This window comes from Chimaeribacter californicus, from assembly GCF_002858675.1.
In the GTDB taxonomy this organism is placed as follows: domain Bacteria; phylum Pseudomonadota; class Gammaproteobacteria; order Enterobacterales; family Enterobacteriaceae; genus Chimaeribacter; species Chimaeribacter californicus.
Map to the genome: position 1 here is coordinate 245,637 of NZ_PJZF01000003.1, position 20,297 is coordinate 265,933.

Here is a 20,297-nt window from a genome sequence, read left to right on the forward strand (position 1 = left end):
TGTGCATTCCTTACGTCCATTGTGGGCCGGGCGTGACCCGCGGCCCTGCGTCAGTACGGGTTGGTTGCCGGTTGCCCCCTTATACCTGCTGTACCTGGATGCCGTGCTGCACCAGCACATCGCCCAGTGTGTTACTGCTCTCCAGTGAACTGTTGTGATAGATGTCAAATGTCAGGCCATCCACCAGCCGCTGGCCGGTGGTTTCCCAGGTGGCACCCTCGCCTGCCAGCGTTACCTGGCTGCCTTCGGCACCCCGGATAAACAGGGTCTCGTCCGGCTGATCCTTCACGGTTTCCGCCTCATGCAGATCGAGCTTGATGCTGTTGGTGCCGCTCTGGCCGAGGTCGAAGATCTCAATGTGTTCCACTTTCAGCCCGAGCGCCACCAGATCGAGGTGCTGGCCGGTGCCGGCCAGTTCCAGGGTGTCGGTACCGGTGCCGCCGTCAATGTGCTGGAAGTCCAGCGTATGCAGCTGGATGGTGTCGTTGCCGGTGCCGCCCAGCGCCTCACCGCCGCTGGTGACCAGGTCCAGCGTCAGCCCGCCGATGGAATAGGCGGTGTCACTGCTCTCTTGTGTCGCCACGGCTGCGGTACTGGTGTCGGTGGTGGTCAGGGCGGTGGCGGACAGCGTGCTGTCGGACGTGTCACTGGTGGTGGTGGCCTCACTGCTGACGCTCAACGCCGACAGCGTGACGACGCTGTTGTCACTGCTGTTGTCATCGCCGGTCGCCAGCGACGAAACATCATCACCGGCAACAGACATCATCAGCGTCTGCGTCTCAGCCGTTGCCGCGACCGGCAGCAGTGACCCAAGCAGCAGCGTGGTGGTGGTAGAGGCGGCGTTACCGGCCACATCCACCGCCGACACAGTGACAATCGAGTTCAGGTTGATCAGCAGCCCGCCCAGCAGCGAAGAGGTGTAGTGCACGCTGTAGCGGCCGAGCGCATCCACGGTAGTGGTCTGGGCCACCCCTTGCAGGCTGACCCGTACCCGCGTGCCCTGCGCCAGGTTCAGCGTGCCGCCGGAGACGGTCAGGCCGAACAGCAGGAAGTTGACCAGGTTAAGCACCGGGTCTACCCCAATCAGCGGCAGGTTGTGTGTCACGGCAGTAAAGGTGGTGCTGGCGTTGGCGGTGTTGCCTGCCGCATCACTCACCGCAACCGTCAGCGGGTGGCTGCCGTCGCTGATGTTGCGCAGCGTGGTGCTCGGCACCGTCACGCTCCAGGTGCCGTTGCTGCCCACGGTGGTGGTCAGTACATTCCCGGCCACGTTCACCGTCACCGTGCTGCCCACCGCATTGGTGGCGGTGCCGCTGATGGTTTCGTTGGTGCTGGCCTCGCTGAGGTTCAGGTAACCGTCACCGCCGAACACGCTGCCCAGGGTAATGGTCGGCTGGGTATGGGTGATCACTGACACCCCGGCCGTGCTGCTGCCGGTGTTGTTGGCGGCGTTGGTGACGCTGGCGCTCACGGTGTACGTCCCGTCAGCCAGTGCCGCCAGTGCCGCCGCCGGCACCGACACACTCCAGGCACCGCTGCTGCCCACGGTAGTGGTATAGGTGGTGCCGCCCAGCGTGACGCGCAGCGTCGAGCCTTCGGCGTTGGTGGCGGTGCCGCTGATGGTCTGTGCCTGGCGTGCATCGGTGGCGCTGATGGCGTTATCCCCAAACACCGACGACAGGGTCACCGTCGGCGGGGTCTGGGCGATCACGCTGACCGTGCGGCTGGCGGTGCCGGTCGTCCCATAGGGGTCAGTGACCGTGGCGTTCACCGTCTGGGTACCGTTGGCCAGCCCCGTCAGGCTGCCGGCCGGCACACTCAGTGACCAGGTACCGCTGCTGCCCACGGTGGTGGTATAGGTGGTGCCGCCCAGCGTGACGCTGATGGCCGACCCGGTGGCGGCGTTGGTGGTGGTCCCGCTGATAGTCTGCGCGGAGGCAAGATCCGCCGCGCTCAGCACGCCGTCACCAAAGATGGTGTTCAGCGTCACGGTCGGGGTCACACGCGGGCCGATCACCGCGCCGACGCTGGCGCTGGCGATGTTACCGACCGGGTCTGTCACCGAGACGCCCACGGTGAGGTTACCGGAAAGCAGCGTGCCGAGCACATCCGGCGTCAGTTGCGCGCTGAAGCTGCCGTTCTGCCCCACGGTGGCGGTAGTCACGATATTACCGACGTTGATCCGTACCGTGCTGCCGGCGGCCACGTTCCCCACGGTACCGCTGATGGTCTGGGTGGTCAGCGCTTCCAGCACGTTCAGGATGTTATCGCCGCCAAACGCCGGGTTGAGGGTGATGGTCGGCAGCGTATTGATGCCCACCAGCGCCGAGCCGGTGGTGCTGCTGGTGTTGCCGGCGGCATCGGTGACGCTGACGCCCACCGACAGGGTGCCGTCTGTCAGGGTGCGCAGCACTGACGGCGTCAGCGCCAGGCTGAAGGTGCCGTCGGCTGCGGTGGTGGTGACATACTGCTGGCTGCCGATGGAAACCACCACCCGTGAGCCCGCCTCCGCATTGGCGATGGTACCGCCAATCAGCTGGTTGACGGTGGCATCTGCCGCATTCAGCAAGGCGTCACCAAACAGCGGGTTCAGGGTAATGGTCGGTGCGGTGACATCCACCGTGACCGCTGCGCTGGCGGTCGCGGTATTGCCCGCCAGCCCATTCAGGGTCGCCCCTACCGTCAGGGTGCCGCTGGTCAGGGTGCTGAGAATATCCGGCGTCACCACCGCACTGAAACTGCCGTTATTGCCCACGACGGCACTCAGGGTACTGTTGCCGATGGCGAGCGTCACGGTACTGCCGGGCGCGGCGTTGTTCACCACCCCGCTGATGGTCTGGTTCACTAACGTATCGGCGATATTGAGCAGGCCGTTGCCGAAGATCGGGTTCAGGGTAATGGTCGGCTGGGTATTGAAGACGCCAATGGTGGTGGAGCCGGTGGCGACGTTGCCCGCCGGGTCAACCACGCTGAGGCCGAGCGCAAGGTTACCCACCGCCAGCGCCGACAGGTCAGCGGACGGCAGGGTCACGCTCCAGCTGCCGCCCGCCCCCACCAGGCTCTGATAGGCGCGGGTCCCCAGCGTCACGGTCACGGTCGAGCCGGCGGCGGCGTCAATCACCCCGCTGAGGGTCTGCCCGGCCAGCGCTTCCGCGACGTTAATGCGGTTATCGCCGCCAAACAGCCCGGTAAGCTCCCCGACCACCGGCACATCATTGATGATGGCGGTCACAGTTTCCCCGACCGTGCGGGTGTTCCCGGCCGCGTCGGTCAGGGTGACATCCAGCGCCAGGTTGCCGTCACTGAGCAGCCCGAGCACATTCGGCGGCACCACAATCGCCCACTGGCCGTTCTGGCCGACGTCTGCCGTCAGGGTGGTGCCGCCCAGAGTCACGGCCACGGTAGCGCCAATCCCGGCAGAGGTCGCCACCCCGCTGATGGTCTGCGCCACGGCGGTATCCAGCGCATTCAGGGTGTTGTCGCCAAACACCGAATCCACCACCAGGTTCAGCGCGCTGTTGACCACTTTGTTCACGGTGACGGTGGCAGCCGTGGTGTTCCCGGCCTCGTCACCCACGCGCAACCCAAATACCAGCGCGCCTTCCGTCAGGCTGCCGAGCACTTCCGGCGTCAGGTCGAGGCTGAAGGTGCCGGTCTGGCTGACCACGGCGGTGGCGAGCGGGCTGCCGTCGCCGAGGTAGAGGCCGATGGTCTGCCCCTCTGCCCCGGCGGCGGTACCGGTCAGCACCTGTGTGGTCAGGATATCGGCAGCATTCAGGATGTTATCCCCGGCCAGCGCCGCCACGGTAATCAGCGGCGCGGCGGTGTCTACCGTCAGGGTCTGCGTCTGGGTGGTGGTGTTGCCCGCCTCGTCAGTCACGGTGGCGGTAATCGGGTAGCTGCCGTCGGTGAGCGCCTGCAAGGCGGAAGACGGCACAGTCGTTGACCAGGTGCCGTTCGCCTGCACCACGGCGCGGAAGGTGTTGCCATCCAGCGTCAGCGTCACCGTCTGCCCGGCTTCCGTTGCCGAGGCGGTACCGCTCAGGGTCTGGCTGCTGGTCAGCTCACCGGCGTTCAGGGTGTTATCGCCGGTGAACGGGTCCAGCGTCAGGGTCGGCGCGGTGCGGTCGACCAGCACGGTGGTGGTGCTGGTCAGGGTGGTGGTGGCGGTCGCCAGCGTCACCGTCAACGCCTGGGTACCGTCCGGCAGGTTGGCGGCGGTGTTGGCGATGCCGACACTCCACTCACCGTCAGTGCCGGAAATCGGCGTGGTGCCGAGCACCGTGCCGTCTGCACGGGTCACGGTGACGGTACCGGCACTGCCGGTCGCCAGCCGGAAGAAGCGGCCGGTCAGGAACAGGGTCTGCGCATCCGATGCGTTGATGATGTTATCCCCGCCCAATGCCACGACGGCCACGGCCGGCGCGGCCGGCGGGGTAAGATCCACCGCCACCGGCAAACTGGTGTTGCTGGTGTTGCCCGCCAGGTCAGTGATGGCGACACCAATCGCCCCGGCCTCATCCAGCCCGGCCAGCAGCGCCGGGGTCAGGTTCACCGACCAGCTGCCGTCCGCGTCCACAACGCCGCTCTGGGTCGCATCGCCGATGCTCACGGTGATGATGTCCCCCGCTTCGGCGCTGGTGGTGGTGCCGCTCAGGGTCTGGGTGGTGAAGCTTTCGACGTAGTCCAGGGTATCGCCCGCCGAGAACACCAGCGACTCAATCGCCGGAACGGTGGTATCGACCCGCACGCTGTCATTCAGGGTGGCGGTGTTGCCTGCGCTGTCCGTCACGTTCAGGATTAGCGGCTGGTCGCCCTGCCCGAGTGCGCCGAGCTGGGCAGAGGAGAGCGGCAGTGTCCAGCTGCCGTCCTCGGCCACGGTGGCGGTGTACGGGGTGCCGCCCAGCGTCACGATGGCGGTCTGCCCGGCGCCGGTGGCGCCGGTGGTGCCGCTCATCACAATGCCGTTGGCCACGGCGGCGGCGTTAATCACGCCCTCGCCGGTGGTCACCGAGAAGGCCGGCAGCGGCGCGGTCAGGGCTGCGGTAAAGGCCAGCACATCGGTGGCGACGTTGCCGGCCTGATCCACCAGTGTGATATCCAGTTCATGCTGTCCGTCCGGCAGGCCGCTCAGCGCCCCGGCCGGCAGGGTCACCGTCCAGTTGCCCTGCGCGTCCACCGTGCCGGGGTAACTGATGCCGTCCAGGTCGAGCGTCAGTTGCGCACCCTGGCCCACGCCCACCTCACCGGTATTCCCGGTGATGGTCACTACCCCGGCCGCCTCGGCGATATTAAGCACGCCGTCGGTGAACGGTGTATCAACCACCGGGTCAAGCGCGGTCAGGCTGGCGACAAAGCCGAGCGAGGTGGTGCTGGTGTTACCGGCGTAGTCCGTGGCGGTGACCAGCAGGCTGTGCGTACCGTCAGAGAGCGCCTGCAACTGCGCGGGGGTCAGGTCCAGCGTCCAGTCACCGTTAGTGGTCACGCCGGCGGTGAGCGGCGTGCCGCCGTCAATCGCCACGGTGACGGTCTGCCCGTCCGCGTTGAGGCCGGTTTTCCCGCTCAGGGTCTGCCCGGCCGCGGCTTCGGCAATATTGAGCTGCGCATCACCGAACGGCGCGTTCAGGCTGGCCACCGGCAGGTTATTGATGGCAATAAACAGGTCGCCGCTCAGGGTTGACGTATTCCCCACGGCGTCCGTCACGGTGACAGAACCCGGCCATGCGCCGTCCGGCAGCGTGGTCAGCAGCGCCGGTGACAGCGTCAGTGACCAGTCGCCGGTGGTGGGGTCAACGTCCGCCGGGTAGAGCGTCCCGTTCACGTTTACCACCACCGTCTGCACACCGCTGATGCCGGTGTTCCCACTCAGCGCGCCGCCCTGCGCCGCCTCGGCGGCATTGATGATGCCGTCCCCAAACGGCAGGTTGAAGGTGATGTCCGGCAGGTTATTGACGATGGCGGTAAAGGCGGTGGCGCTTGAGGAGGTATTCCCCGCGCGGTCAGCCACCGTCACATCCAGCGTGTGGGTGCCGTCACTCAGTGCGCTGAGCTGGGCGGACGTCAGCGTGGCGCTCCAGAGGCCGCTCTCATCTACCGTGGTGGTAACCGGCTCACCGTCCAGCGTCAGGGTCACGGTCTGGCCGCTGCCGGTCACGCCGGTCGAGCCGCTGATCACCTGATCGGTGGCCGCCGTCGCGGCATTGAGTTGCCCGGTGACAAACGGCGTGGCGATCGCGGCAACCGGCAGCGCCGTCACCAGCAATTCTGCACTGGCACTGGCGCTGGCCGGGTTACCGGCGACATCGGCCGCCGACACCAGCACCTGCTCTGCGCCGTCGCCCAGCGGGGTCAGGGTGTTGGCCGGGATCGTCACACTCCAGGTGTTATCGGCATTGACGGTGGCGGCAAACGACAGGCTGCCGATGGTCACCGTCACCGGCGTACCGGCGGTGAGGTTGGTGGTGGTGCCGCTCAGCACCTGCGCGGTGGCCGCCTCGGCGGCGTTCAGCAGGCCGTCACCAAACGGCGTGTCCAGTGTCAGCGCCGGCAGGGTATTGATGGCGACCGTCACCGGCAACTCCTGGGCGGTGAGGTTACCGCTGGCGTCGGTGAGGGTGATGTCCAGGGTGGTCACGCCGTCCGGCAACTGTTGCAGGTCACCGGCCGGGATGGTCAGGCTGTAGCTGCCGTCAGAGGCAGACACCACGCTGTAGGTGATGCCGTTCAGGGTGGCGTTAACCGGCAGCCCGGCTTCCGCCGTGCCGCTTACCACCAGCCCGGCCAGCGCTTCGGCCTGGTTGAGGGTGGCATCTGCGCCGAGGCTGGTGGTGACGTTGAGCAGCGGGAGGGCGGTATCCACGGTGAAATTTTCGCTGCCGGTGGCCGGGTTACCCGCCACATCACTGCCGGTCACGGTGACGCTGTTGGCCCCTTGCGGCAGGGTCTGCAGATCCGCAGACGGCACCAGCACGCTCCAGCTGCCGTCTGCATTCACGGTGGCGGTGTAAGTCAGCAGGCCGCTGAGGCCAATGGTCAGCGTACTGCCCTCCGGCACGTTCTGGCTGCTGCCGGTGAGCGTCAGGGCATTTTGCACCTCCTGCGCGTTGATCACCCCGTCATTACTGACCGGATCGAGGCTCACCGCCGGCAGGCTGGCGGCCTGCGCCACCAGCGTGAACTGGCCGATGTTGTTGGCCGGGTTGCCCGCCACGTCAGCTGCGCTCACGGTGAAGCTCTGGGTACCGTCACCCAGCGCCGCCACCGCCGCGGAAGGCACAATCACGCTCCAGGTGCCGTCCGCGGCAACGGTGCCGGTAAAGGTCTGATCCGCCAGCGTCACCGTCACCGGCTGCCCGGCGGCAAGGTTGGTACTGCTGCCGGTCACCGTCACATCCGCCGCGGCTTCCGCCTGGTTGACATAGTTGTCACCGCTGACTGTGAGCACCGTCAGGGTCGGCAACGCGGCGGCGGACGCGGCCACCACCACTGAGAGGGTCTGCACGGCGGTATTGCCCGCCGCGTCCAGCAGGGTCACGGTGGCCGGGTAGGTGCCGTCCGCCAGCGTCTGGCTGACGGCGGCCGGCAGGGTAATGCTCCAGCTGCCGTCCTCCTGCACCTGCGTCTGGTAAGTCTGGTTATTGAAGTCCAGGGTGACCAGTTGCCCCGCTTCCGTTGCCCCGGTGGTGCCGGTGAACAGCACGCTGCCCGTCAGCTCGGCGGCATTCAGGGTATTATCCCCGGCGACCGGCGTCACATTCAGCGCCGGGGCGCTGTAATCCACAATCAGCGCACTCTCGATGCTGCCCTGGTTGCCGTAGGCATCGGTCACGGTGACCAGCATCGGCTGGGTGCCGGCCGGCAGCGCCTGCAACACCGCCGGTTGCAGCGTCAGCGTCCAGTTGCCGTCTGCATCCACGGTGGCCGGGTAGTCCGCTCCATTGAGGTTCACTATCACGCTCTGGCCGCTGCCCGCCACCCCGCTGTTGCCGGAGAAAGTCTGCGCGGTGGCGGCCTCAGCAGCATTGAGGTAACTGTTTTGCAGCGGGGTATCCACCTGCGGCTGCGGCAGGGTGGCCGCCAGCGTCAGGGCGGTGGTGCTGGTACTGGCATTGCCCGCCGCATCCGTCAGGGTCACGACGAGCGGGTAGCTGCCGTCCGGCTGGCCGGCCAACGCCCCGGCGGGGATCTCCAGCGCCCAGGTGCCGTCTGCCAGCACCGCCGTGGTATAGCTGACGCTGTTGAGGGTGGCGGTCACGGTCTGGCCCGCCTCCCCGGCCGGTGCGGTGCCGCTCACGGTAAAGGGCTGCTGGGCTTCAGCGGCGCTTACCGCATTGTCAGTCGCCACCGTCGCCACAGCCAGCACCGGGGCGGTGAAGTCCACCGTAATGGCGCTGGTGGTGGTGACCGTGTTCCCGGCGATGTCGCTGGCCGTGACCACGATCGGGGTGCTGCCCTCCGGCAGCGTTTGCAGGTCTTCTGCCGGCAGGGTCGCCGTCCAGCTGCCGTCACTGTTCACCCGGGCGCTGTAGCGGAAGGAGCGTAGGGTCACAAATACCGTCTGCCCAGCCCCGCTGATGCCGGTGGAGCCGGAGAGGTACTGATCCTGCCCGGCCGCCGCCGTGCCGAGGAAACCGTCACCCAGCGGCGTGCTGAGCGCCGGGGCCGGCAGGGTGGTGATATGGACGCCGACGTCCTGGGTCTGGATGAGTTCCGTGCCGCCCAGATCCGTGACGGTGGCGGTCAGCGGCACATCGCCCTCCGGCAGGGCGGCCACATCGGCGGCCGGCACGGTGAAGCGCCAGCTGCCGTCAGCGGCCACGGTGGTGGTGTAGCTCTGGCCGTCAAAGGTCAGCGCCAGCGTCGCCCCGTCGGCCACATTGGCGGTGGTGCCGCTGAGCACAATCTCACCCGTGGCCTCCTGCGCATTGATGTAGTTGTCGCCGGTGACCGGGTCAAAGGCGATGCCGCCCTGATCCAGGTTCACCGTGACCGAACTGCTCTGCACCGCCGGGTTGCCGTACACGTCGCTGACGCGTGTTTCAATGATCACCTGTTCGCCGTTCGCCAGCCCGGCCAGCTCTGATTCCGGGATAGTGACGCTCCAGCCGCCGCCGGAGGTCACGGTGGTGGTGTAATCGGTGCCGTTAAAGCGCAGGGTCAGGGTCTGGCCCGACTCCACGCCCACGGTGCTGCCGGTTACCACCTGGTCAACCTGCACGTCGGCGGCATTGAGCACGTCATCGCCGGTGAAGGCGTCACGGGTGATGGCAATGTCGGGGTTGCGCGCCACCTGCAGCTCATCGGCCAGGGTGGTGACGTTACCGGCAACATCCGTGACGCTCACGATGACCGGGTAAGTGCCGTTCGGCATCTGGTTCAGGCCGCTGAGGAACAGCGACCAGCTGCCGTCTTCCAGCACTTCGGCCTGGTAAGGCACGCCGAAAATCGTCACCACTACCGTCTGGCCCACGGCGTTGGTGGTGCCGGTAATCGCGGTATTCACGTCGCTGTTGATCAGGATATTGTCACCCGCGATCGGGTCCAGCGTCAGGGTCGGCGGGGTGAAGTCAACCTGGAAGGTGCTCTGGATCTGGTTGGTGTTCCCCGCGGCGTCGGTCGCCACCACGGTCAGGCTGTTGCTGCCGCCGTCCAGCCCGCTCAGCAGGCTGCTGGGCAGCGTGGCGCTCCAGGCCCCGGTGTTGTCCACCACGGCATTGATCTGCTGGCCGGCCAGGGTAACCACCACCGTCTGGCCGTTCCCGGTGATCCCGGTGTTACCGGCAATGCTCTGCCCCAGGCTCTCGGCCGCTTCGCTGCTGCTCAGTATGCCGTCGGCAAACAGGGTGTTGACGGTGGGTTCCGGCACCGGCGTGGTAAACACGCCCAGGGTGACATTGGCGGTCTGCTCAGTGCCGCCGTTATCCGTGACGGTAGCCGTCAGCAGCAGGCTGCCGTCAGCGAGCAGCGCCGTATCTTCCGCCGGGACGGTGGCCGTCCAGCTGCCGTCCGCGCCCACGGTGGTGGTGTAGGTGAGGCCGTTCAGCGTCAGGGTGACGGTGGCCCCCTGCGCCACGTTGGCGGTATTGCCGCTCAGGGTGATGGCGGCCCCCGCCTCGGCGGCGTTGATCAGGTTATCGCCGGTGACCGGGTCGATGCTCAGGCCGCCCAGCGCGGTGTTCAGGGTGATCGGGCGGCTGGCGGTGGTCAGGTTCCCGGCCACGTCTACCACCCCGGCGCTGATCGTCTGCCCGCCGTTGCCCAGCAGCGCCAGATCGGCCGCCGGAACACTCACTGACCAGACGCCGCCCGCCTGCACCTGCGCGGTATAGGTATTATCGCCCAGCGTCACCTGCACCAGCTGGCCGCTTTCCACATTCTGCGCAACCCCGCTGATAAGCTGCGCACTCTGGATTTCCGCGCCGTTAAGGATGTCATCCCCGGTGACCGGGTTGATGGTCAGCACCGGCAGGTTTTCTGTCGCGCCGTCCAGCACCAGGGTCTGGATCAGCACTGAGGTGTTGCCGGCCGCATCGGTCAGGTTGATCGACAGGTCATAGTTGCCGTCCGGCAGGTTGGCCAGCGCAGCCGGCGGCAGGGTCAGGCTCCAGCCGCCGCCCGGCTGCACAATGGCGTCATAGGAGATGCCGTTGAACAGGATAGTCACGGTGACCACATCCCCGACTTCCGAGCCGCTGCCGCTGACCACCACCCCGGCAGCGATTTCGGCGGCGTTGGCGATGTTGTCATTGGCAATCGGGTTGACCACCACCACAGGTGCGGTGAAGTCCAGCTGCACGCTGCCGTTGAGGGTGGCGGTGTTGCCCGCCAGATCGCTCACGGTGATCGGCAGTGTCGTGGTGCCGTCCGGCAGGTCACTCATCGCCTGCGCCGGTAAGGTCAGGCTCCAGTTGCCGTTTTCATCCACGGTGCCGGTGTAGATCGTGCCGCCCAGGTTCAGGCTGACACTCTGCCCGGCCCCGGTAATGCCGGTGGTGCCGGTCAGGGTCTGCGGAACCTGCGCTTCTGCCGCGTTCAGCACGCCATCGCCAAACGGCAGGTTCAGCGCCGGGGCCGGCAGGGCATTCAGGTAGACCGTGAGCGTGGTGCTGGTGGTGACCGCGTTCCCGGCGCTGTCTGTGCTGGTCACCGCCACGGTCTGCGGGCCGTCCGGCAGCAGCGCCAGCGCCGCCGACGGCACGGTGATGCTCCAGACACCCTGTTCATTGGCCTGGGTGGTGTAGGTTTCGCCGTTAAACGCCACGCTGATGGTGGTCCCGGCGGGCACATCCAGCGAGGTGCCGCTGACCACCAGATCGTTGGCCGCCTCCTCTGCGTTGAGCAGGTTGTCCCCGGCCAGCGGGTTCAGGCTAAGGCCGCCCTGGTCGAGGTTAACCGTCAGGGTGGTGTCAGCAGTGCCGCTGTTGCCCGCCACGTTCTCCACGCTGGCGCTGAGGGTGGTGGTGCCGTTGCCCAGCAGGCGCAGGTCGTTGGCCGGCACCGTGGTGCTCCAGCTGTTGTCCGGCTGCACGGTGGCGGTATAGGTGCGGCCGTTCAGGGTCAGGGTCACCACCTGCCCCTCCTCCACGTTGGTGGCGGTGCCGCTCAGCAGCTGGGTGGTGTTCTGCTCGGCCCCGTTAATGAGGTTGTCACCGGCAAACGGGTTCAGGGTGAGCTGCGGCGCATTGGCCGGATCGGTGGCCAGGGTCACTGACCCGGTCACGGTGGTGCTGTTGCCTGCATCATCGGTAATGGCGGCGGTGATCGGGTAATTGCCGTCCGGCAGCCCGGCCAGCGCCCCGGCCGGCAGCGGCACGCTCCAGGTGCCCTCTTCCGTCACCGTGGTGGTGTAGGTTTCGCCATTCAGTGTGACGACCACCGTGCCCCCGTCCGTGCCGTTCAGCGGGATGTCCGCCGAGGTACCGCGCAGCGTCAGCTCCCCGGCAGCCTCCGTGATATTCACAATATTGTCGGTGGTCAGCGGGCTGATGTTCAGCCCCGGCGCGGTGAAGTCCACGGTAAAGGCACCGGTGCTGGTGCCGCTGTTGCCTGCGGCGTCATTGGCGGTCACGGTGTAATTCACCAGCCCGTTGGTGAGCGATTGCAACACTTCCGCCGGGATGGCGGCGCTCCAGAGGCCGTTCTCATCCACGGTGGCGGTAAAGTTCTGCCCGGCGAGCGTCACGGTGACGGTCTGCCCGGTGCCGGTCACGCCGGTCTGCCCGGCCAGCACCTGCCCGGCGGCGGCTTCACTGATATTCAGGTAGCCGTCGCCGAACGGGGTGGTGCTCAGCGGCTGCGGCAGGTTATTGATCAGCACCACCAGATCGTGGGCCGCGGTCACGGTGGCACCGTTGTTGTCGAGCGCCTGGGCAGTCACGCTGTAGGTGCCGTCGGCCAGCGCGGCCAGATCGTCCGTGGGGATCTCCACGCGCCAGGTTGAATCCGCATTCACGGTGGCGGTGTAGGTCACGCCATCCAGGGTCACGGTGACGGTGTTGCCTTCGGGCACGCCCACCACCACCCCGCTGACCACCAGCGGCGCGGCGGCTTCCTCCGCATTGAGGAAGTTGTCCTCAGAGAGGGTGTCGATCGCCACCCCTTCCTGGCCGGTGACCACGGTAAAGGTTTCATCGGCGGTGACGCTGTTCCCGGCGAGGTCGGTCACTGTGGCGCTCAGCGTGGCCGGGCCGGTGCCGAGCAGCGCCAGATCCGCCGCCGGGACAATCAGGTTCCAGCTGCCGTCCGCCAGCACCGTGGTGGTGTACGTGGTGCCGTTCAGGGTGACGGTGACCGTCTGCCCGGCTTCCACGTTGGTGGTGGTGCCGCTCAGGGTCTGCGCCACGCCGCGTTCAGCGCTGTCCAGCTGATTGTCGCCGGTGAACGGATCCAGGGTCAGTTGCGGCAGATCGGTGGCGTCGACCGTCACCGTCTGGCTGAAGGTAGCCGGGTTGCCCGCCGCATCGGTCAGGGTGGCGGTCAGCGGGTAGCGTCCGTCCAGCCCGGCCAGCGCATCGGCCGGGATCGCCACGCTCCAGCTGCCGTCTGCGCCCACGGTGGCCGTAAAGGTCTGGTCATTGAAGGCCACGGTGACGGTGCCGTCGATATCATCCGACTGCCCGGTCACGGCGATCCCGGCCTGCACATCCGTCTGGTTGAGGAGGTTGTCCCCGGTGATCGGGTCTATCGCCAGTTGCGGCGCGGTGACATCCACCGGCAGGCTGCCGGTGGCGGTGCTGGTATTGCCCGCCGCATCGGTCAGGGTCACCGTCAGCGGGTAGTCGCCGTCGGTGAGCGCCTGCAGGGCGGCAGAAGGCAGGGTCACGCGCCAGGTGCCGTCGCTGCCCACCAGCCCGGTGAAGCTCTGGCCGTTCAGCGTCAGGGTGACGCTCTGGCCGTCGCCGCTGACGCCGGACGTGCCGGTGATCGCCAGATCGGCCTGCGCGCTGTCAGCGTTCAGGGTGGCCGGGGCATCCAGCGCCGCCTGCGGCAGGTTGGTGATATGCACATCCAGGGTGGCGGTGGCCGTCTCGCCGGTGCCGCCCGCATCGGTGACGGTGGCAGTGACGCTGTTCAGGCCATCCGGCAGCGCGCCCACGGCTGCGGCCGGAACGGTGACCGCCCAGCTGCCGTCAGCGTTGACCGTGCCGGTGTAAGTGGTGCCCGCCACGGCCACGCTGACGCTGCTGCCGGGCGTGACGTTGGCGGTGGTGCCGCTGATGACCAGCGGCTGGCCCGCCTCGGCGGCGCTGAGGGCGTTGTCCCCGGCGATGGCATCTATCGCGATGCCGCCCAGGGTGGTATTGACGATCAGCACATGGTTGGCGGTGCCGGGGTTACCGGCCAGATCATTTACCGTGGCAGTGACGGTCAGCCCGCCGTTGGTGAGTGCCGCCAGATCGGCGGCCGGAACCGTGAGCTGCCAGCTGCCGCTGGCCTGTACCGTGGCGGTATAGGTGACGCCGTTCAGCGTGACGGTCACCGTCTGCCCTTCCACGCCGCCGGTGGCGGTGCCGCTGACCACCAGCGGTACCGCCTGCTCGGCGGCATTGAGGATGTCATCCCCCGCCAGGGTATCGATGGTGACCACCGGGGCGGTGAGATCCACCACCGCGTTACCGGTGGTGCTGCTGGTGTTGCCGCCCGCATCCTGTACCTGCACCTCCACGTTAATCGCCACATTCCCTTCCGCCAGCTGTTGCAGCACCTCTACCGGCACCGTAACGCGCCAGACACCGTCATTATCCACCGTGCCGGTCAGCGGGATGTCCGCCAGCGTCAGGTTGATGGTCTGCCCGGCCCCGGTGACGCCGGTGCGGCCGGTCAGGGTCTGCGGGGTGGTGATGTCCTGCGCACTGAGGTAGCCGTCACCAAACGGCGTGTCGAGGGAGGCCACCGGCACCGGGTTCACATACAGCGAAACCGGCTGTTCGTTGGTGGCAGTGGTACCGTCTGTCTGGGTGGTGGTGGCCGTCGCCACCACAGTGCCGTCCCCCACTTCTTGCACCACCTCAGCCGGAACGACCACACTCCAGCTGCTGCTCTGTACGCGGCTGAAAAAGCTCCGCCCGGCGAAGGTCATCACCACCGGGGTATTGTCCGCCACGTTGGCCGTGGTGCCCTGCACCACCAGATCTTCGCTGGCCTCGGCGGCATTGACGCGGTTATCCGAGGCCACCGTATCAATCGCGATGCCGCCCTGGGCGTCGTCCACGGTGATGCCCTGCTCAGCGGTGGGTGCCGGGTTACCGGCACTGTCACTGACATTGGCGACCACGGTGCTGGCCCCGGCAGGCAGGGCGGCCACCTCGGCGGCCGGCACAATCACGCTCCAGCTGCCGTCCCCCTGCACGGTGGCGGTGTAAGTCTGGTCATTGAGTGTCACGGTCACGATCTGGCCGGGGTCGACGTTAGTGGTGGTGCCGCTCAGGGTCTGCGACACCTGGTGCTCGGCCTCGGTCAATTGGTTATCGCCGCTGACGGCATCCACCGTCAGGGTCGGCAGGGAGTCCGCATCCGCATTGATCAGCACGTTCTGCGTGGTGGTGGTGCTGTTGCCGTTGCTGTCGGTGACGGTGACCGCCAGCGGGTAGGTGCCGTCCGGGAACGCGCCGCCCGCGCTGAGGGTGCCGCCCGCCAGCGCCAGCGTCCAGTCACCGTCCGCGTTGGTCTGGGTGGTGAAGGTCTGGCCGCCCAGCGTCAGGGTAACCGTGGTGTCCGGCAGGGAGGCGGTGCCGCTCACGGCGATGTCCGCCTGCGCCTCGGCATAGTTAATCACGTTGTCATCGGCGACGGTGGCTACCGTCAGCGTCGGCGCGGTCAGCGCCACGGTCGGGGTCTGGGAAACGGTGGCGCTGTTGCCGGCCACATCGCTCACGGTAACCTCAATCGGGGTGGAGCCGTCCGCCAGCGCCTGCAACGCGGCAGACGGCAGGGTCACCGTCCAGTTGCCGTTTGCGTCCACGCTGCCGGGGTAGGCGGTGTCGCCCAGCGTCACGGAAACCGTCTGCCCTGCGCCGGTGATGCCGGTGGTGCCGGTCAGCAGCTGGTCAACCGCCGCTTCCTCAATGTTCAGGACGTTATTGCCGAACGGCACATCAAAGGTCGGGGCCGCCGGGTTAGTGACGTAGTTGCCAATCTCCACGCTGCTGCTGGTGCCGTCCGGCGCGGCGACCACCAGCGTCACCGGGTTGCCTGTCCAGGCCAGCACATCCGCTTCCGGCACGTCATACGTCCAGCTGCCGTCGGCCGCAGTGGTGGTGGTGTAGGTCTGCCCGGCGAGGGTCAGGGTCAGGGTGGAACCGGCCGGCAGGCTGTCGGCGGTGCCGCTCAGGGTGATGCCGCCCGCCGCCTCGTCTGCATTCACCAGGTTGTCACCGGTGACCGGGTCGATGGCGATCAGGTTGCTGCTGCCGAGCACGGTGACCGGCGTGGTGCTGCTGTCGCTGTTACCGGCCGGGTCAGTGGCGGTCACGGTCAGGGTGGCACTGCCCGCCGGGATCGCCTGCAAATCGGCGGCCGGGACGGTGGCGCTCCAGCTGCCGTCCGCCTGCACGGTGGCCGCGTAGTCCACGCCATTCAGGTTAACCACCACCGTTTGCCCGGTGCCGGTGACGCCGGTGGTGCCGGTCAGCGTCTGGTCAACGGCCGCTTCCGGCCCGCTCAGGGTGCCGTCGCCGAACGGCGCATCCGCGACCGGTGCCGGCAGCGTGGTGATGCGCGTGTCGAGATCCACACTGCTGCTGAGCGCGGTGCCGCCCGCATCGGTGGCGCTAAGCGTCAGGGTATTGGTGCCGTCCGGCAGGGCGGCAACGTCAGCCACCGGCACGGTGACGGCCCAGCGGCCGTCCGCGCCCACGGCAGCGGTATAGGTGACATTGTTCAGCGTCACGGTGACCGGGCTGCCTTCCGCCACATTGGCGGCGCTGCCGGTGAGCACCAGCGGCGCGGTGGCTTCCGCGGCGTTGATGCGGTTATCCCCGGCGACGGGGTCAACCGCCAGCCCGCCCAGGGTGTTATTCACAATCAGCGTCTGGCTTTCGGTGACGCTGTTGCCCGCCGCATCCGCCACGGTGGCGGTCAGGGTCACGCCGCCATTGGTGAGCAGCGCCAGATCGGCGGCCGGGATCTCTACCTGCCAGTTGCCGCCGGCGAGCACCGGGGCGCTGTAATTCACGCCGTTCAGGGTCACGGTGACGCTCTGCCCGGCCTCCACGCCAAACGCGGTGCCGCTCAGGATCTGCGCCACCTGCTGTTCTGCGCCGTTGAGGATGCCGTCCCCGGCGACCGGGTTCAGGGTCAGGGTCGGGGCACCGAAATCAACCGGCAGGCTGCCGGTCAGGGTGTTGCTGTTGCCTGCGGCGTCGGTTGCCAGCACGCTGTACGGCACACTGCCGCTGGAGAGTGCCTGCAAATCAGCGGCCGGTACCACCAGGCTCCAGCTGCCGTCAGCGGCGACAGTGGCGTTATAGGCCACATTGCCCAGGGTCAGGGTCACTCTCTGCCCTGCCCCGGCCACGCCGGTGCTGCCGGTGAGCGTCTGGTCCATGGCGGCTTCCGCCAGGTTCAGCACGCCATCGCCCAGCGGCGGGTTAATCGTCACCACCGGCAAGGTAGTGATGACGGTGGTCACGGTGGTGGTGGTGGTCACAGCCGTGCCGTTGTTGTCGGTGGTGGCGGCGGTCACCGGATAGCTGCCGTCCACCAGCGCCTGCGCATCGGCGGCCGGTACCTCCAGGCTCCAGCTGCCGTCCGCCTGGGTGGTGGCGGTGTAAGTGATGCCGTTCAGCGTCACGGTGACCACGCTGTTTTCGGGCACATTCTGGGTGCTGCCCTGCAACGTCACCCCGGCGGCGGCCTCGGCGGCGTTGATCAGGTTATCGCCGGTGACGGCGGCAATCGCCACCCCGCCCTGCGTCGGGATAATGCCGACGCTGCTGGTGGCGCTGACCGGGTTACCGGCGGCGTCGGTGGCCTGCACCGTGATGTCCGTGGTGCCGGGCGACAGGTCGCCCAGCTCGGCAGCCGTGAGCGTCAGCCGCCAGCTGCCGTCGGCCTGCACCACCGCCGTGCGCAGCAGCGACGGCCCGATCAGGATCGACAAGGTCTGCCCGGCTTCCATGTTGGTGGTGGTGCCGCTGAGCACCTGTGCCACGCCCAGTTCCGCGCCGTCTGCGGTGTTGTCCCCGGCGAACGGGTCCAGGCTCACGGTGGGGGCGGCGGCCGGGTCGGCATGCAGGTAGAGGTTCTGGGTGACGCTGGCCGGGTTACCGGCGGCATCGGTGGTGGTGACCACCAGCGGGTAGGTGCCGGTGGGGTACGTCAGGGTGTTGGCCGGGATAGTCGCCGTCCAGCTGCCGTCGGCGGCAATCACCGGCGTATAGCTCACGCCGTTCAGCGTCACGCTGAGGGGCGCGCTGGGGTCAGAGGTGGTGCCGCTGACGATGATGTCACTCTGCGCCTCGGCGATGTTGATGGTCTGGTCACCGGCGACCGCATCAACCATCAGCACCGGGGCGGCGGTGTCGCTGGTGACGGTGGCGGCGAGCGGCGTCACGTTACCGGCGGCGTCCGTCACGGCGATGTCAAGGGTGGTGGTGCCCTGCGGCAACGCCTGAAGCGTGCCGGACGGCAGCGTGAGCGCCCAGTTCCCGGCTGCGTCCACGCTGCCGGTGTAAAGGGTGCCGTTCACCGACACCGTCACGCCCTGGCCCGCACCGGGCAGGCCGGTGGTGCCGCTCAGGAGCAGATCGGTGCCCGCCTCCGCGGCGTTGATGATGTTATCTGCGGCGATCGGGTTCACCGTCGGCAGCCCGGCCACCGTCAGGGTGGCGCTGGCATTGGCCGCCACCCCGCCCGGCGTGGTGACGCCGGCGGTCAGGGTGGTGGTACCGCTGGCGAGCAGCGCCAGATCGGCAGCCGGGACGCTGGTGCTCCAGCTGCCGTCCGCGCCCACGGCGGCGGTGTAGGTCACGCCGTTCAGCACCAGGGTGACCGTCTGCCCGGCAGCGACCCCGGTGGTGGTGCCGCTCAGCGTCTGGTCAGAGAGCAGTTCGGTACGGTCGAGTATGTTGTCCCCGGTAAACGGGGCCAGCGTCAGCGTCGGCAGGGTTGCGCCGGGGTTCACGGTGATGGTTTCACTGTCCGCGGCCGGTACCCCTGCCAGCGTGGTGACCGTGGCGGTGAGGGTACTGCTGCCGTTGGCGAGCAGGGCCAGATCGGCGGCCGGGACGCTGGTGCTCCAGCTGCCGTCCGCGCCCACGGCAGCGGTGTAGGTGACGCCGTTCAGCACCAGCGTCACGGTCTGCCCCGCTTCCACGCCGGTGGTGGTGCCGCTCAGCGTCTGGGCAATCTGCGCCTCGGTGCTGTCAAGCACGTTGTCCCCGGCAAAGGCGGCCAGGGTCAGCGTCGGCAGGGTGGCCCCGGTGGTATTCAGCACCACGCTCTGGGTCACGGTGGTGGTGTTACCGGCGGCATCGGTCAGGGAAGTAGTCAGCAGATAGGTGCCGTTGGCGGCCCCGTTCAGCGCCCCGGCCGGGATCGTCACACTCCAGCTGCCGTCAGCATTGACGGTGCCGGTGTAGGCGGTGCCGTTCAGGGTCACAGTGACGGCCTGCCCCGCCTCAGAGGCACCGGCGCTGCCGCTGACCACCAGGGGTTGGGCGGCTTCGGTGGCATCAATCAGGTTGTCACCGGCCACGGCATTGACGGTGACGGCAGGCGCGGTGGTGTCCACGGTCACCGTCAGGGTCGCCTGTCCGCTCAGCCCGGCGGCATTGGTCACGGTCACGCCGAGCAGGTAGCTGCCGTCCGCCAGCCCTTGCAGGGCGGAGGCAGGCACAGTGATGCTGAAACTGCCGTCAGCGGCCACGACGCCGCTGTAGGTCACGCCGTTCAGCGTCAGCAGCACGCTGCTGCCGGCTTCGGCATTCTGTACGGTGCCGGTCAGGGTCTGGGTGGCCTGCGCCTCGCTGTTGTTGAGCAGGTTATCGGCGGCAAACGGCGTCAGGGTGACGACCGGTGCTGCGCCCGGCGTCACGGCTCCGCCGTCCCCGTCCCCGGCGCTGCCGCCCCCACCCCCGCCACCGCCTGCGGCCAGCGCCACCCCACCGCCCAGCGCCACGGCCCCAATCCCGGCCAGTGCCAGCGGAGACAACGCAAAGGCAGAGCCGGCGGCAATCAATGGCCCGATGCTGTCAAGCGCTGCGAACGCCGGTACCACGGCCGTAGGGGCCGCTGTCGCCGCCGCATCCGCAAACACCGCATGGTCGAGCAGCCCGGTGCCGTCATCAAAGACCAGTTCACTGTGCAGCCCTTCTGCATTGTTCAGGAAGAAGCTGCGGTAGGTCATGGTTGAGCCGTCCTGCATATGCAGGATCAGGTCATTGCCGACCCGTTCATAGCGCACCACCAGCGCCCGCGTGCCGTTAACACGCACGATGCTTGATTCAGTCAGGGAAAGAGTCTGGGTGCCGTCCGGGACGTGGGTAATGACATCACCGGAAGTGCGGGAAAGGATGTTTGCGGTTGCCATATGCTGCCTCTTCTCCAAATCGTCGTAAAAAATCCCATGACAGCACGCTTTACCCTTTCATAAACAACGGCCTGACATAAAATGGCCCGTCCTGAGCAGCAGAGATGCAGTAGGGGAAATCAACTAAAAGCCCTGGAATTCCGTGGCTTGTTTTTTCAATCTGGCGTGGCGGCAGCAACAAGGGATTGCAAAATAAGAAACAGAAGCAAAATGTCTATCGTTACCCTGATTATTGATAAGCAGTCCTTTCTTAAATCAGTGGCTCTCT

General features: G+C 67.3%; 1 protein-coding gene. It reads right to left on the bottom strand.

Annotated features, from left to right (window positions below; all coding sequences use genetic code 11):
- Positions 1–79: 79 nt before the first annotated feature.
- Entirely contained in the window at positions 80–20,029 is a 19,950-nt protein-coding gene (locus CYR55_RS06055) for an Ig-like domain-containing protein (protein WP_101815249.1), read from the bottom strand.
- Positions 20,030–20,297: the final 268 nt, after the last annotated feature.